Annotated in this window: 13 protein-coding genes; 5 read left to right on the top strand and 8 right to left on the bottom strand. The window is 48.3% G+C overall.

What is annotated here, in order from left to right:
- Positions 1-46 precede the first annotated feature (46 nt).
- From ACYVF1_RS10265 to fumC, 7 genes are all read right to left on the bottom strand, one after another.
- Complete coding sequence (locus ACYVF1_RS10265) at positions 47-1156, bottom strand: HlyD family secretion protein (protein ID WP_461078296.1); 1110 nt, start codon at positions 1154-1156, stop codon at positions 47-49.
- A 26-nt stretch (positions 1157-1182) separates the two neighbouring features.
- Positions 1183-2514, bottom strand: coding sequence for a TolC family protein (locus ACYVF1_RS10260; protein WP_461078294.1), 1332 nt, complete (start codon positions 2512-2514; stop codon positions 1183-1185).
- Positions 2511-2948, bottom strand: a complete 438-nt coding sequence (locus tag ACYVF1_RS10255) for a MarR family winged helix-turn-helix transcriptional regulator (protein WP_461078292.1) — start codon at positions 2946-2948, stop codon at positions 2511-2513. The genes ACYVF1_RS10260 and ACYVF1_RS10255 overlap by 4 nt, the downstream gene beginning before the upstream one ends.
- 312 nt (positions 2949-3260) lie before the next feature.
- Positions 3261-5663 (bottom strand): ABC transporter permease, encoded by a 2403-nt coding sequence (locus ACYVF1_RS10250; RefSeq protein ID WP_461078290.1) that lies wholly within the window; start codon positions 5661-5663, stop codon positions 3261-3263.
- A 50-nt stretch (positions 5664-5713) separates the two neighbouring features.
- Entirely contained in the window at positions 5714-6205 is a 492-nt protein-coding gene (locus tag ACYVF1_RS10245; protein ID WP_461078288.1) for a hypothetical protein, read from the bottom strand.
- A 37-nt stretch (positions 6206-6242) separates the two neighbouring features.
- A complete protein-coding gene (locus tag ACYVF1_RS10240; protein WP_461078286.1) occupies positions 6243-6596 on the bottom strand; it encodes a PadR family transcriptional regulator in 354 nt (117 codons plus the stop codon).
- Positions 6597-6767: 171 nt separating this feature from the next.
- Positions 6768-8168, bottom strand: a complete 1401-nt coding sequence (fumC, locus tag ACYVF1_RS10235; protein ID WP_461078284.1) for a class II fumarate hydratase — start codon at positions 8166-8168, stop codon at positions 6768-6770.
- A gap of 364 nt (positions 8169-8532) precedes the next feature.
- Here fumC and ACYVF1_RS10230 point away from each other — a divergent pair, with 364 nt between their 5' ends.
- The 3 genes from ACYVF1_RS10230 (at position 8533) to ACYVF1_RS10220 (ending at position 12955) form a co-directional block, all read left to right on the top strand.
- Entirely contained in the window at positions 8533-8871 is a 339-nt protein-coding gene (locus ACYVF1_RS10230; RefSeq protein WP_461078282.1) for a PadR family transcriptional regulator, read from the top strand.
- Positions 8868-11567, top strand: a complete 2700-nt coding sequence (locus ACYVF1_RS10225) for an ABC transporter permease (protein WP_461078280.1) — start codon at positions 8868-8870, stop codon at positions 11565-11567. The genes ACYVF1_RS10230 and ACYVF1_RS10225 overlap by 4 nt, the downstream gene beginning before the upstream one ends.
- A 242-nt stretch (positions 11568-11809) precedes the next feature.
- Positions 11810-12955, top strand: a complete 1146-nt coding sequence (locus tag ACYVF1_RS10220; protein ID WP_461078278.1) for a serine hydrolase domain-containing protein — start codon at positions 11810-11812, stop codon at positions 12953-12955.
- 189 nt (positions 12956-13144) lie between these two features.
- On the opposite strand, the gene lepA is transcribed toward ACYVF1_RS10220, so the two are convergent.
- On the bottom strand, positions 13145-14932 hold the full coding sequence (gene lepA, locus ACYVF1_RS10215; protein ID WP_461078276.1) for a translation elongation factor 4: 1788 nt from the start codon (positions 14930-14932) through the stop codon (positions 13145-13147).
- A gap of 576 nt (positions 14933-15508) precedes the next feature.
- On the opposite strand from lepA, the gene ACYVF1_RS10210 reads away from it, so the two are divergent.
- Both ACYVF1_RS10210 and hslV read left to right on the top strand, forming a co-directional pair.
- On the top strand, positions 15509-15991 hold the full coding sequence (locus tag ACYVF1_RS10210; RefSeq protein ID WP_461078274.1) for an Lrp/AsnC ligand binding domain-containing protein: 483 nt from the start codon (positions 15509-15511) through the stop codon (positions 15989-15991).
- A gap of 109 nt (positions 15992-16100) precedes the next feature.
- The gene (gene hslV, locus ACYVF1_RS10205) at positions 16101-16637 is read left to right on the top strand and encodes an ATP-dependent protease subunit HslV (protein ID WP_461078272.1); all 537 of its coding nucleotides are present in this window, start codon (positions 16101-16103) and stop codon (positions 16635-16637) included.
- Positions 16638-16754 lie beyond the last annotated feature (117 nt).

Raw genomic sequence — 16754 nt, 5'->3', positions numbered from 1 at the left:
TCGGTTTAACAACGTAACACATTTGTCCTGGCGTTACGTTGGTTTCCTATTTCTGTAAATCAACCGCTACGGTTGCACTCATGCCGGGACGCAGTTTTGCGTAAAGTGGGCTGTTCTTATCCAGTTCGATACGTACCGGAATCCGCTGCACTACTTTCACGTAGTTACCGGTTGCATTGTCGGGAGGTAAGAGCGAGAATTTTGCCCCCGTAGCCCCGGCGAACGACCCCACGTGACCGACCAGTTTTTCGTTACCAAACGCATCGACATCAATATCGACCGTCTGGCCAGGTTGCATCTGTTTCAACTGGGTTTCCTTGAAATTGGCTGTCACCCAGAGCGTCGAATTGCCAACGACTGAACAAACGGCCTGGCCAGCCTGAACCAGTTGCCCAATCTGCACCGAACGTTTCGATACGACACCCGAAATCGGGGCCCGTACAAGGGTATAGGAAAGCTGCAACTGCGCCATATCCAGTTCAGCCTGGCGTTGTTTGATGGACGCCTGCGCTACTGAAATCTGCCCTTCCGTTGCCCGACGCTGCGAACTCGTTACGCCCGTCTGCGTACCAGCGGCACTGACTTGTGATTGAGCCGTTTGCAACTGCGCCTGAGCCGCTTGTAACTGCGCCTGAGCCGCATCGCGCTCGGCCTCAACGGCGTCAAATTGCTGTTGGGGCACCGTTTTTTCGGCCAGTAAGCGACCGTATCGCTCAAAATCCTGATTCGCTTTGCGCGCGCGCGCCTGGGCAGCCGCTACGTTGGCCTGCGCCGTAATTACCTGATTACGAGCCGTTTGTACACTCGCCTGTGAACTCTGTATGGTAGCCGATGCTACGTTAACCTGCGAACGTGATACGCCCGCAGCCGCCATTGCACTTTGTAAAGCCGCTTCAGCCTGTAATACCCGGATTCGATAATCAGCGTCGTCCAATACCAGCAACGTATCGCCTTCTTTTACCATCTGGTTATCTTTAAACCGTATCTCTTTTACGTAGCCACCCGCCTTAGGAATCACCGGGTTTACATCGCCGTCAATCTGCGCGTCGTCGGTGGTTTCGTGCCGTTGCAGGTACTTGAACTCGCTGTACCCAAAAAATAGGGCAACAACCAGCACGATGACGCCCGCTATCCGAAAGATTGTTTTCTTATCCATGATTGTGTCGTTTTACGAAACGGGAATTAATTGAGATTATGTCCAGTAGCTTTCAACAGGCGCTGATAGGCCAGTTGCGCATCTACGGTTGCGTTGATTACATTAAGTTGAGCCTGAATCAGAAAGCTATTGGCTTCGAGCAGATCGGTTGACCCCACCAGCCCGTTCCGGAAGCGGGACTCTGTCAGCCGGTAGTTTTCCTGCGCCTGGGCAACGGCCGTCCGAATGACGTTCTGCTGTTCCAGCGCCAGTTGATAATTATTATAGGACGTAACGACTTCCGAACGTATCTGGTCGTTTTGCTGCTGTCCTTGTAAAGTTGCCTGATCAATAGCCGTTTGCGCGGTATGGAGTTTACCTTTCAGATTATACAGGGACCCAATATTATACGTAACACCAGCCCCTACGTTCCAGGCACTGATAAACGAATTGGCTTCCGGAATAATCCGGGCCGATGGGTTGATGTAATTGTAACCCGTCGATACACCCAGGTGTGGGTACATTACACTTTTTGTGTTACGTAACTGCTCCTGCGCCGATTGAACACGTAGCGCATTGGCCTGTACCTCCGGGCGACTTTGAACGGCCTGATCCAGAAAACTAGCGAGTGGTTCAGCTACAGCCGCCGGATTCGTAAGCGTTGTATCCAGGGTAATTGGCTGTTTATCAGGTAACCCGATCAGCAGATTGAAGTTATATAAGGAGGTTTGAAGTGCTTTCTCGACCTGCAATCGGCTCAAATTCAGATTGTTTTTCTGCAACTGAATTTTCAGGACTTCATTGGCGGTTACTACCCCCTCTTTCTGCAGGTTATTGGCTTCGCGTTCCCGTTCGTCAAACTGCCTGATATTCTGTTCGATGACGTTGACAGAACGTATCAGTTTGACCATATTATAATAAGCGTCCGTTACAGTGTAAGCCAGTTCCGAGCGATTCCGGCGGGCATCCAGCTGACTGGCTTTGGCCAGCAACTCTGCCGACTTTTCAGCGGACTTTTCGGCAAATCCGCCAAAAACTTCTTTACTGAACGTAACGCCCCCCATGGTCGCACTGAAACCTCCGGCGGGAATACCGAACAACGGTTTTCCGTCCTCCCCTTTCCCAAACGAAAATGGGCCAGTCAGGCTATACCGGGAGTAACTCAATGACGCATTGGCCGATGGTAAACTTCGATCCTTGGTCTCCTGTAAGCGGGCTTCCGCAGCTTGAGTCCGCGTATCAGCCAACTTAATTCCGGTGTTATTTTGCAGCGCCAATTGTATGGCTTTGTCCAGTGGCATGGTCGTTGGCGTGGACTGGGCTGCTGCCAGCGTAACGCTTGCCAGCCAAAAACCAATGCCAATTCGATACGTTTTCATAGTGAGCTATTTCTGATTTTTTCAAGTAGCGTATTCATAACTCGTGCTTCCTCCTCCGTCAGGTGACTGACGATGGATTCAAAATTTTTAAACTCCTGCGCAACCGTTTCGACAAACTTATTTGAGGTTTCGGTCAGCCGGAGGTTCACCCGACGACGATTCTGGGCATCTACTTCCCGAACAACCAGGTTTTTCGCCACCAGCCGATCGATCAACCGGGTCATGTCGGAGTTCATATCGGTCATTTTCTCCTTCAGTTCACCAGCGGTCAGAGTGTTCGGAAAGACGTCCGAAAGCAGACGTAGCGCCTTGTATTGCTGCACCGACAAATCGAACGGGGCCATTTTCTGCTGGAAGTGATTGAAAATGTAGCCGTCGGTCTTGTGCAGATTGATGATGAGCCGATGGTATTCGTTACGGAACTGCATGTCCATGGTCTTAAAGGAGCGTGTCAAAGGTATAACCAATATTTGTTTAAACAAATTTCGTTCAAACAACATATTTTTGTTATATTGTACATACTGTAGAAAGGCTCTATTTTATTCTATAATTAATCCTAAAAAATCCCCCTATTAAAATAATACAAAAGCAAAACGCACCGAAATGGTGCGTTTTGCAAGCTTTTTAGCGCTTAGGACCAATATAACTTTAAGGGAATTTTAATCAGGGTTTACATTAAAGCGGAGCTAACAGGAAGACCGTACTTTTTTTAACGGTTAATTTTCCTTTATGGGTAGTTGTACTCGCTACTCGTTTTTCAGGTAATGAACCGGATTGATACGGGCCGCTTTTAATGCCTGACGGGAGACCGTTAAGGCGGTTATAAGTCCGGTTAGCAGGAAGGTGCCCCCCAGCAGCCAGCCGTTTACTGAAATACGGTAGGTGTACTGCTGTAGCCAACCCGATAACATCCATACGCCAATTGGTGCGGCCACAAGGAAGCCAAGACCAAATAGTTTTCCGAACTCGCGGCCAAACAACCATAGTAATTGGTCGGTACGGGCACCCAGCACCCGACGAACACCGATTTCTTTGGCTTTGGCTTCGCTCAGGAACGTAACAAGCCCATATAATCCCAGACAGCTCAGGCCGATAGAAACGAACGCAAAGGCCAGGATCAGTTGGGCCAGCAATCGCTCCATGTCGGAAAAGCTGTTTAATAATTCGCTCATTTCCTGCGCACGGTAAACCTGGTCGGGCAACACTTTATCCCAAATCTGCTGTAGCTCATCCCGAGTTGTGGATGCGTGATCTGGACGCAGACGTATCAACGCTACCCGACTGTGAGGACGGTCGTGGATCAGCGTTACGGGTAAAATGGGCTGGTGCAGATCTCCCGTTCGAAAATCCTGCACAACACCCACCACCACGCGATCAGCGTCTTTTACCCGGATGGGTTTACCCAGGATTGCAGCCGGTGAAGACAAGCCCAGTTGTTTCACCATCGTTTCATTAACGACTACGTCCCGACCGGTCGTATCGGAGTCTCGCACGTTTCTCCCCGCCACTAAGGCTAGCCCCAAAACCGACAGGTAGTGTTCATCAATGGCGCGTACGCGGGTTTCAAACGGTTCCGGCTCTGTCGCCTTGTGAAAACTAAATGAACTTGGACGGTTGTAGGGCGACGCGGGAAAATCACTACCAAAAGCAACTTGCTCAACGCCCGGCACCTGCAACCATCGTTCACGCAGCGACTCCAATGGAGCGGGGCTTTGTTGGGGTAAGAAAACAGCGACAATTGATTCAGACTCAAAGCCCCAGGTAGCGCGCTGCATGTACCAGAGTTGCGTCGTGATAACCAATGCACTCAGGATAAAAAACTGCATCAAAACAAACTGGACCAGGATAAGCCCCTGCCGAACGGTGAACCGGCTATTGACACGAATGACCGCCTGGCTGGCGAGTGCTGTTGCGGGGCTAAAACGAGCCAGCACCAATGCCGGGTACATTCCTGACAGGATGGTAACCCCCATGAGCAGCCCCAGAAACCAACCTACTGCACGGGGCTGCACTACGTCGCCAATGGACAAATCGGGACGTAGCATTTCGATGTTTGCAGCCAGAATTCGGTTGACAGAAGGTAAACTCAGTTGAGTCAGCAGGAGCGCTGCGAACATCGCAAGGATCACTAATATAGCTGTTTCCAGCATGAACTGGCCGATCAGTTGCCATCGGGTACTACCCACCACTTTACGAACGCCAACCTCCCTGGCCCGTTTCAGCGCTCTGGCGGTTGCCAGATTAATAAAGTTGATACAACCCGCTATCACCAGAAGTACCCCCACGCCAATCAGCGCATACAGAATCGGGCGAGGGGCCGTACCGCTACGTTCGTGATTAAGATCAGCCAGCGGTAAAAGTTTATAATCGAAATGCCTGGCTTCCTGGGCCGATAGATTTTTATTCCGAATGACGGGTAAACTCTTTTGGAGGAGATCAGGGTTGGTTCCTTCCCGTAAACGGACAAAACACATGGCTTGTAGCCCCTGCCAGTCGGCCAGTGCCGTGGGGCCTTCCAATACCGGAATGGTAGCGTAGGAAACGAACGCATCGTAACGTAGCTGGGTGTTGGCAGGTGGGTCCTTAACGATTCCGGTTACCGTCAGGTCGGTTCGGTTGTCTAACCGTAGTGTCCGCCCCATAGCCTGGGTAGTGTTAAAATATTTTTGAGCGTAACGTTCACTCAGCACAATGGTATTAGGAGTTGAGAGCGCCGTTTTGGGGTTACCATTGACCCATTCCATGCCGAATAATTCGAAATACTGAGGTTCGGTAAAACAGATGTTACGGGCTTCTGCAAACTTTTTGACCCAACTGCCCTTGCCATCTGACACGCTGAGAATACGCCCAAAGAAAGTCTCCAGCCGAACGCTGCTTTCCACAAACGCATAGTTTCGCCGGAGCACTTCAGCCAGCGGGCGGGGAGCCGCATCGGTGGGCATCGATCTTTCCCCAATGACGTCAGTCACTATCCAATACGTCCGGTCGAGATGCGGATGGTAGCGGTCGAAACTGAACATATAATTGACCACCAGAAAAATGACCAGGCCGCTGGCAAGCCCGACCGCCAGACCCAGTAAGCTAATCAGATTGACATGCCAATACTGGCACAAGTGACGCCGGGCCACTGTGAAGTAGTGAATTACCATCGAAAAAGGAAATTAGTTAGGAACGAAAATCGATTGTACGCTACGTAGCATCAGGCGATGAAGAATGATTTTGGTCTACGGGATCGGCGAGCTAACCACCACCGCACCATAAGTATGCCCAACAACCCCGCCAGCCCGATTCCCCAGGCCGTTTGAAAAACGTTGATCGGTATCGCTAGCGGCCAAATGATTACGATAAAAAAAACCATCAGGATCAGAAATGTGAGCCCACTCGAGAGCAGCATATACTGAAAAGGTTTGGTTGCTGGGCGTCGTTTTGATTGTAACTTACGTTGTGTAGCGGATGCAGGCTGGCCAGTGAACTCCCGGATATAAAGTTGTTTTAACTGAACCAGCGCCTGCACATTTGCCTGTTGTGTGGCCTGTTCAAAAGCGGTTAAAAATGCCTGCCCCTGATCCATGCGTTGCTCAATCTGGGAAGCCAGATGATCTATTAATTCAGCCTGCAACGCCTGATGGGGTTGAGCTTGCTGAATGTGTTGCGCAACTAAATCAAGTTGTGCGCGAGAAAGTTTATTCATATGTCAGGCAGGAATGGTTTGGGAGGTTAGTACGTAGTTATTGACCTATAGCTATAGTTGGGGACGGATCGATCAGTAGCCGCACCAAGTGAATAAACCGGTCAAATTCAGCCGCTTTCCGAACAGCCGTTTCGCTACCCGACGGGGTAAGTTGATAATATTTGCGGAGCCGCCCGTCAACTTCCTGGCTTTGGGTGATAAGCAATCCCTCTTCCTCCAGTTTGTGAAGAACAGGATAGAGCGCGCCGAAGGTAAGAATCAACTCCCCTCCTGTTCGTTCTTCGACAGCCTGAGTGATTTCGTAGCCATACATGCGTCCTCGTTTGGCAAATAATCGAAGAACAATTGTTTTGAGTGTCCCTCTTAAGAATTCGTGGTTCGGTGAATCCATATAGGTTATCTGGTTAGCATTAGCTAAAGTCTGCAACAAAAATATATAAAATTCTTATATATAAAAATAACATAAAAGTTATTCTGCTTTTACCCTTTAGAAACAGCCATGGCCGCTACGTACTGAACGTAGCGGCCATGGCTGTTTCTATTTATAATATGTACTGAAGATTTATTTAATCTCTCCTACCATGTCCTCTGGTTTCACCCACTCATTAAACTCTTCATCGGTTAAATAACCGAGCTTCAGGGCGGTTTCACGTAGCGTCGAACCGGTTTTATGGGCCGTCTGGGCAATTTCGGCCGCTTTGTAATAACCGATTTTTGTATTGAGCGCCGTTACCAGCATCAGCGACGAATCGACGTGCTTTTTGATGTTAGCTTCGATAGGTTCGATACCTTCGGCGCATTTATCGTTAAACGATACGCAGACATCGCCAATCAATCGGGCCGAGTGCAGGAAGTTGTAAATCATGACAGGCTTGAATACGTTCAGCTCGAAGTGACCCAGAGCCCCGCCGAAATTGATGGCTACGTCGTTACCCATCACCTGGGCCGCCACCATGGTCATGGCTTCGCACTGGGTAGGGTTCACTTTACCCGGCATAATCGACGAACCCGGCTCATTATCAGGAATGTGCAATTCGCCAATACCCGCCCGTGGGCCCGACGATAACATCCGGATATCGTTGCCGATTTTCATCAGACTGGCGGCTACTGTTTTCAACGCACCGTGCGCTTCGACAATGGCATCGTGAGCGGCCAGCGCTTCAAATTTATTTTCAGCCGTTACAAACGATAGCCCGGTCAACGTAGCGATATGCGTTGCTACGTTCTCCGAATAATTCGGGGGCGTATTGATACCCGTTCCAACCGCTGTACCGCCCAACGCCAGTTCGCTCAGGTGAGCCAACGTATTATTGATGGCCCGCAAACCGTGGTCGAGTTGCGATACGTAGCCCGAAAACTCCTGCCCTACTGTCAACGGCGTAGCATCCATGAAGTGCGTCCGGCCAATTTTGACGACATGCATGAACTGCTTGGCTTTGGCCGCCAACGTATCACGCAGCTTGGTAATTCCCGGTATCGTTACGTCGAGCAGGATTTTATAAGCGGCAATGTGCATGGCCGTCGGAAACGTATCGTTCGACGACTGCGACTTGTTGACGTCGTCGTTCGGATGCAAAAATTTCTTCTCATCCGTCAGTTGCCCGCCATTCAGTACGTGTCCCCGGTAAGCGACAACTTCGTTGACGTTCATGTTCGACTGCGTACCCGAGCCCGTTTGCCACACGACCAGCGGAAACTGATCATCGAGTTTTCCATCGAGAATTTCATCGCATACTCGGCCGATCAGATCACTTTTTTCCTGCGGCAATACGCCCGCATCCAGATTAGTAAGGGCTGCGGCTTTTTTTAGATAAGCAAAGGCACGGATAATTTCACGCGGCATCTTGTTGATGTCCTGCGCAATTTTAAAGTTTTCAATCGAGCGCTGGGTTTGTGCGCCCCAGTACACATTGGCCGGTACCTGCACCTGGCCCATGGTGTCTTTTTCAATACGATATTCCATTGGGTAAAGAGCGAAAGAGTGAATGAGTGAAAGAGCGAATGGCTGACGGGAGTTTCTCGCTGAAAAGCAAACCCGCTCTTTCATTCTTTCGCTCTTTCACTCTTTATTTTCCCTGCAAAGGTATACGTCGATGCCAATGGGGTAAAAAGAATTCTGAGTAATTCTAAAAAAAGACCATAACCGGCCGTTGATCCGACCAATTGAACGTACTATTTAAAGACAACTTTTTGTCCGCCCCTGTACATTGATTGTCCGCTTTCGGACAGGCATAAATCGCAAAAAGCGATCAATTTACCTAAAAAAGGCCATTCTCCAGATTGGCAATTCATTTGCTATACAAATGAGGAGGATAATACTAAAGACCATGAAAGGTTCTCAATTAGGTGAGTTCGAAGAGATCGTCCTGCTGACGATTGCGCTGCTTTTTGACGATGCTTACAGTGTAGCCGTCATGGAAGAGCTCAGTCAACGACTGGAACGCCCGATGAGTCTGGGTGCGGTTCACCGTACCATGCAGCGGCTTGAAGAAAAAGGATTAGTACGTTCCCGATTCGGCGAGGCTACTGCCGAACGGGGTGGCCGCCGTAAACGACTATTTACCGTTACGCCTTTAGGCGAGCAGGAATTGCAGGAAGCCCGTCGGGTTCGTAACGAATTGTGGGCTGGTATACCGAAAGCCGCTTTTGGAGGGAGCGTAGCATGAATTCTAATCAAACAACTCCTGACACCAGCAAGTCTGCTCGCCCGCCCCGATGGGCACAACGGCTGCTGGAACGTATCACGGCACCGCATCTACGCGAAGAACTTCAGGGCGACCTGGATGAATTATTTCACAAACGAGCCCGGCAATACGGTTACACCAAAGCCCGACGCCTGTATGTATGGGATTTGATCCGGCTACTGCATCCTCGGCTCTGGCGACGCGAAACCACTTCTGTATGTAAACCGAAACCACGTTATAGCCAATTCAATGACGATTCTGACATCTCAATTTTTCACCCAACCATGCTACGTAATTATTTAAAACTCGCTTTTCGCAACCTGGCTAGGCATAAAGGTTATTCAGCGATCAACATTGCCGGACTAGCTGTGGGTATGGCCGTTGCGATGCTTATTGGCATCTGGATACAGGATGAAATATCGGCCAACAAGCATCATAAAAACTACGAAACCCTGTACGAGGTAAGACTGAATCAGACCTTCGACGGCAAACGAGGTACCCAAAGCGCCTTACCGTTTCCAACGGGCGACGAACTACGTTCTAAATTTCCCGACTTCAAAGCTGTAGCGACGTATCAGCGGTCGGAAGGAAACCGGTCGTTGCTGGTTGGCGATCAAAAATTCATCAAAAATGGCATTTTCATTGGTGAAGATGCCATTGATATGTTCTCACTCAATATCCTGAATGGCGATCATAACCCTTTTAAAGAGCCCTACTCGATTGTCTTAACAGACGAAACTGCCCGGGCAATCTTCGGCAATCAGGACCCAATCGGTAAACTAATCCGACTGGAAAACAAAGCCGATGTAAAAGTGACGGCTGTAGTGGCCAAACAACCAAAGAATGCCACCCTCCAATTTGAGTATTTGCTTCCCTGGCGCTTGATGGAAAATATGTATGGCTGGGTCAAAAACGCTAAAACAGATTGGCGGAATAACGACTTTGGTCTTTTTGTTCAGCTCAAAGACGGCATTGATCCGGCTCAAACCAACGCCAAAATAAAAGACGTAGTACTAAGTCATCAGGCCGATGATGCCAATGTAAGAAAGCTCGTTAAGCCCGAATTATTCCTGCATCCCATGTCAAAATGGCGGCTCTATTCTGAGTTTACCGAAGGAAAAAACACGGGCGGTTTTATTAAATACGTTCGACTGTTCGGCATTTTCGGCCTATTTATTCTGGTGATTGCCTGCATCAATTTTATGAACCTCTCCACGGCTCGATCCGAGAAACGGGCCAAAGAAGTGGGCGTTCGCAAAGCAGTCGGTTCGGGACGTGAACAACTTATCGGACAGTTTTTAAGTGAATCAACGCTGATTGCGGGTTTGGCGTTGGTCCTGGCGCTGGTTATTGTCACGATCTCACTGCCGTATTTTAACAGGCTGACCGAGAAGGCGATGTCCATTGAATTTGGTAATCCTGTTTACTGGGTTGTTATCCTGCTTTTTACGGTATTCACTGGTTTATTGGCAGGCAGTTATCCAGCGCTTTATTTATCGTCGTTCAACCCCATAAAGATTCTTAAAGGGCGTATTCATGCCGGTCAGCGGGCTACGCTGCCCCGAAAGATCCTGGTCGTGGTTCAGTTCACGTTTTCCGTGGCCCTGATGATTGGTACCATCATCATTTATCAGCAGATACGGCATGGCAAAAACCGGCCGCTTGGTTTTACCAAACAAGGACTCATTTCGGTCAATTCCTCAAAAAATTTACTCGACCATTTTGACGCCCTACAGGGCGAACTACTGGCAACGGGTGCCGTTACGTCTATTTGTAAGACAAATGCTCCACCTACACAGTGGTGGAGCAGCAATAGTGGATGGACATGGAAAGGAGCGGGACCGGCCGATGAATCTGTCATTTTTACGACCATTGCCACGAGTTACGACTACGCCAAAACGATGGGAATTCGACTCAAAGAAGGACGCGATTTTTCGAGGGACTTTGCCACCGATTCTACCGGGGTTATTTTAAATGAAGCGGCCGTTAAGCGTATGGGATTAAAACATCCGGTTGGTGAGATTATAAAATGGGCGAATAAAAACTGGACCGTCGTCGGAGTGATTCCCAATATCGTTCTGGAATGGTCTCCGTATCGTGACGTTACCCCGATGACGGTAGTTTTTCACGAAAACTGGGTCAATTTCATCGATTTACGACTGAATCCAGCGCTATCACCTTCGGTTGCCATCCAAAAAATTCGACCCATTTTTGAAAAATACAACCCGACGTTTCCTTTCGACTATAAGTTTGCCGATACAGAATACGCCAAGAAATTCTACTACGAAGAACTCATTGGCAATCTTTCTGCGGTTGTTTGTCTGCTGGCCATTTTTATTTCCTGTCTGGGGCTGTTTGGCCTGGCCTCTTTTCTGGCAGAGCAACGTATCAAAGAAATTGGCGTCCGTAAAGTGCTGGGTGCCAGCGTCGTGAGTGTATGGGGATTATTATCGAAAGATTTTGTTCAACTCGTTATCATTGCCTGTATAATCGCTTCGCCGATTGCGTGGTACGTCATGAACCAATGGCTGGAGACTTATGCGTATAAGATAAATATTGGCGTTGGCGTATTTCTGATCGTGATTCTTGCGGCTCTGACTATCACCTTATTGACGGTCAGCTACCAGGCAATCAAAGCCGCTTTGGTCAACCCAGTGAAAAGCCTGCGAAGCGAATAATTTTCACCGATTGATTTTCTCTGTAACCTTTCAGAGCTAGCTCGGTTTTCAGGGCTCAAAACCAACCATCCGCTACGTACTAACCAGACGAATTGAGGTTTCGTCAGACAAACCCTGTCGAAACCTCAATTTTAGTAGCCTAAACTCGTTTGGCATCCATGTGCTCTAAGCCATTTTTATCCGAAATAAAATGTATTGTGATTAAGCAGATAGCCCTCCGTTTCTGTTGGGTTGTCCTGACAATGATTTCCCTTACCAGGCTGGTTAATGGCCAACATGAAACTAACCTGAGGAGTGAACGTATTGAAAATAAATTGATACGTATCACTAAATCAGGAGCTGACAGTGGAACGTATCAGTCGATTTACGACCGAATGAAAGCGCTGAACGTACCTGGCGTAAGCATTGCTGTTTTTGAAAACGGAAAAATTAGCTGGGCTAAAGCATACGGAGTAAGTGACAAATCGCAGACGAAACCAGTTACTACGGCTACGCTTTTTCAGGCAGCTTCTATTTCGAAGCCAGTTACCTCAGTTGCTACGTTCAGATTGATTGAGCAGAAACTTCTTTCACTGGATGAAGATGTAAATGTCAAACTACGGCGGTGGAAAGTGCCTGTGAGCCCATTTACTGAGCAGGAAAAAGTGACGATCCGACGTATCGTAAGCCACACGGCCGGTCTTTCAGTACATGGTTTTGCCGGCTATACCCCAAGCGACAAGCTCCCGACTGTGACTCAAATTCTGGATGGAATTCCGCCCGCCAACTCAGCTCCCATTCGGGTAAACGTGTTACCGGGAGAAAAGGAAATGTATTCAGGGGGCGGTTTTACTGTTCTTCAAACGCTTCTGGAAGACGTAACGGGCAAGCCGTTTAGCGCACTTTTGGATGAATTGGTACTTAAACCGATTGGCATGAATCAAAGTACATTTAGTTTACCCTTACCTGGCAACAAGGCAACTCGTGCGGCAAAAGGATATGATGGCGTTGGAAATATGGTCGATGGCGGCTATCATCTATACCCCGAACTGGCGGCAGCGGGTCTTTGGACAACGCCTTCTGACTTAGCCAGATTTATGCTGAATGTCAGCAATTCATACCAGGCCGACAAAGGTATTCTCAAGCAGGAAACCGCTCGTCAGATGCTGACTAAGATTCCGGGAGCTGGTGGTTTAGGCTTTGGTGTTGACGGCTCAGGTGAAACGCTACGTTTCCGGCATAGCGGAGGGAACGCCGGTTTCTCCTGTTACGCTGTCGCTTTTGCGCAAACGGGCCGTGGGGTAGTGGTCATGACCAATTCGGATAATGGTACACCCTTAATTCATGAACTGGTTCGGGCAATTGCACGTGAGTATACCTGGGGACCGATGTGGCCCAGGGATAAATAAGATTGGCTACGTTCCAACGAACTGATTTAATACGTTCTCAACTTTGACAAATACAACTAGTAATGTAAAGCTAATTTGAAAACAATGTCTAGCTGAATTAGCCTTTAATCACAATACTGTATCACCCACTTCTACGTCCATTACTGTTATGAACTAAAAAAGCCAGCCCATTTTTGAGCTGGCTTTTTCTTAATTTATTTTCAAAACGGCCATAAATGCTTCCTGTGGAATCTCTACGTTTCCTACCTGACGCATCCGCTTTTTACCTTTCTTCTGTTTTTCAAGCAGTTTGCGCTTCCGCGAGATATCACCACCGTAACACTTGGCCAATACGTCTTTACGTAACGCTTTCACCGTTTCGCGGGCGATGATTTTCTGACCAATAGCCGCCTGAATGGCGATTTCAAATTGCTGGCGAGGTAATAATTCGCGAAGTTTCTCACAAAGCTTTTTCCCCCAATCATAGGCTTTATCCCGGTGTACGATTGCCGACAATGCATCGACACGGTCGCCGTTAAGCATGATATCCAACTTCACCATAGTTGACTCGCGGTTGCCAATGAACTCATAATCAAGCGAAGCGTAGCCCCTTGATATCGTTTTGAGTTTATCAAAAAAGTCAAAGACAACTTCGGCCAGCGGCATTTCAAACTGCAACTCAACCCGGTCCGTTGTCAGGTAAACCTGATTCTTTAGCAGGCTGCGTTTATCCATACAAAGCCCAATGATGGCCCCAACGTATTCGGACTTACTGATAATCTGTGCCTTAATGAACGGCTCTTCAATCCAGCTAATGGTGCTGGGGTCGGGCATATCAGCAGGTGCCGACACGACCAATGTTTCATCGCGGGTCGTAATGACCTCGAAACGTACCGAAGGCACTGTCGTAATCACGGTCATATCGAACTCACGCTCCAGTCGTTCCTGCACGATTTCCATGTGCAGCATTCCCAGAAACCCGCAACGGAAACCAAAGCCCAACGCAGCCGAGGTTTCGGGTTCCCAAACCAGGGCGGCATCGTTGAGCTGTAGTTTCTCCATAGCTTCGCGCAAATCTTCAAACTCGCTGGTTTCCACCGGATAAATACCCGCAAAAACCATGGGCTTCACCTCTGAGAAACCTTGAATCGCTTCTTTGGCGGGCTTATCCATCGACGTAATGGTATCGCCCACTTTCACTTCTTTGGCCACTTTAATACCCGAAATCAGGTAGCCTACATCACCACACTCGATGACATTTTTTGGCACCTGTTCCAGACCTAACGTACCAACCTCATCCGCAATATATTCCCGGCCCGTATTCATGAATTTAACCCGATCGCCTTTGCGGATACGGCCATTCTTAACCCGGAAAATAACCTCGATACCGCGGTAGGAATTAAAGTGTGAATCGAAAATCAACGCCTGCAATGCCCCATCCGGGTCGCCTTTAGGAGCAGGAATACGTTCGACAATGGCCGCCAGAATTTCAGGTACACCAATGCCCTCTTTTCCACTGGCCGGAATAATGTCGTCCCGGTCGCAGCCAAGCAGGTCTACCATTTCGTCCTTCACTTCTTCGGGCATAGCCCCCGGCAAGTCAATCTTATTCAGTACTGGAATAATGACCAGGTCATTATTCATTGCCAGGTACAGATTTGAAATCGTCTGGGCTTCAGTACCTTGCGAAGCATCGACGAGCAGTAAAGCACCTTCGCAGGCCGCAATCGAGCGGGAAACCTCATACGAAAAATCGACGTGCCCTGGCGTGTCGATCAGGTTAAGCGTATAGGTTTCGCCTTTATACGTATAATTCATCTGGATGGCGTGGCTCTTGATCGTAATGCCCCGCTCGCGTTCCAGATCCATATCGTCGAGCAGTTGCGCCTGCATGTCGCGGGCCCCAACTGTTTTAGTAAATTCTAATAATCGATCGGCTAGGGTACTTTTGCCGTGGTCAATATGAGCAATAATGCAAAAATTACGAATGTGTTTCACGAAGGAGACGGATGGTTTTCAGTCGTCAGTTTAAAGTCTTCAGTTAGTACGTCCAACTTGTCATTAAGACGCCAGCTTTCGCTTGACTGACGACCCTTGACCGTTGACTACATGTATTAATCTGCAAAAATACGCATAAAAAACAAACGCCGGACTCATCAGGGGAGCCGGCGTGTTTGATTACACTTCATCAACAAACTAAAATCGTCGGCCAATAAGCTGGCCAGGCTGTAGGAGGGGGACTCGAACCGCCCACGGTGCAGTTAGCTACAGTACAACATCTGGTGGTCAACCCCAGTCGCCACGAGGGCGGCATTATGCTGCGTTTATCCTTTATCACCACCCCCGAGACAGGAGGGCACGTCTGCCAATTTCGACATCCTACAGTGTGAGAACGCTCCGCCGTTGCGGAAAATGTCAAGAAGACCGCCGTGTGACCCCGGACGATCAACTTGACAATGCAAATATACAGTACATTGTCAATTCTTTACAAATTTCACATAGAAATTTCTCAAAAATTACAATCTATTTAAAATTGGTGTACTTTTGTTGATACTCATCAAAAACTAAACGCTAATGATCGAGAAAAATTTAGAAATTGACAATACCGATCTAAAAATACTCAATTTGCTAATGCAGGACGCCAATATGGCGTACACCGAAATAGGAAAACGCATTTTTGTGTCGGGTGGTACAGTGCATGTCCGGATGAATAAACTGAAACAGATGGGTATTGTCCGGGGGTCGCAACTCGTCATCGACCATGCCAAACTCGGTTGGGATATCAGCGCCTTTCTGGGTATCTATCTGGATAAGAGCTCATTATACGAAGAAGTTTCCAAACAACTCGAAAAGATTCCGGAGGTTGTCAACGTTCACTATACAACTGGCATTTATAGTATTTTCGCTAAGATAGTCTGCCGCGACACCCAGCACCTGCGCGAAGTACTGCACGACAAAATTCAGAAAGTAGCGGGCATTCAACGTACCGAAACGTTTATTTCACTCGAAGAAAGTGTTAATCGGCCGATCCCCTTTGCCGAAAGTGATAAGGGATGAGTTTGCTGACGCCACGATTTATTGAGTTCATTAACAAACTCATCCCTTATCACTTTCTTGAACCCAAACCCGTTATTGCTACGTTATACCCATCAACATAGTTTATTTCATGCAAAAGATTCATGCAACGACGGTAGTCGGTATTCGGCACGAAGGGAAAGTAGCCCTCGGTGCGGATGGACAGGCCACCATGGGCAACACAGTTGCTAAAAGTAATGTACGTAAAGTGCGCGTTCTGATGGGCGGCAAAGTATTAGCAGGATTTGCCGGATCAACAGCCGATGCATTTACCCTGATTGAGCGATTTGAAGAAAAACTAAATGCCTACGGAGGTAACCTCAAACGCGCTGCCATTGAGCTGGCTAAAGACTGGCGCACAGATCGTTACTTACGTAAACTTGAAGCCATGTTGATTGTGGCCTCAAAAGAAGATCTTCTCCTGGTATCTGGAACGGGCGATGTAATTGAACCCGACAACGATATTGCAGCCATTGGTTCGGGTGGAATGTATGCCCAATCGGCGGCCATTGCTCTGAAAAAACACGCCAGCAATCTTTCCGCTGAAGATATGGTGCGTGAAAGCCTGCACATCGCGGCTGATGTTTGTATTTATACGAACCATAATTTAGTCGTTGAAACGTTATAACAGCAATACCTTATATCGACTAAACTGACCGTTATTCAGCATAATGAGAACGTATCAGTTTACCTTGTAGCCAGGACGTAGCACACTGAAATAATGCACGTATTGGTTGAGGTTCTT

This window comes from Spirosoma flavus, from assembly GCF_054778555.1.
This window is presented reverse-complemented; position numbering and strand designations above follow the sequence as displayed.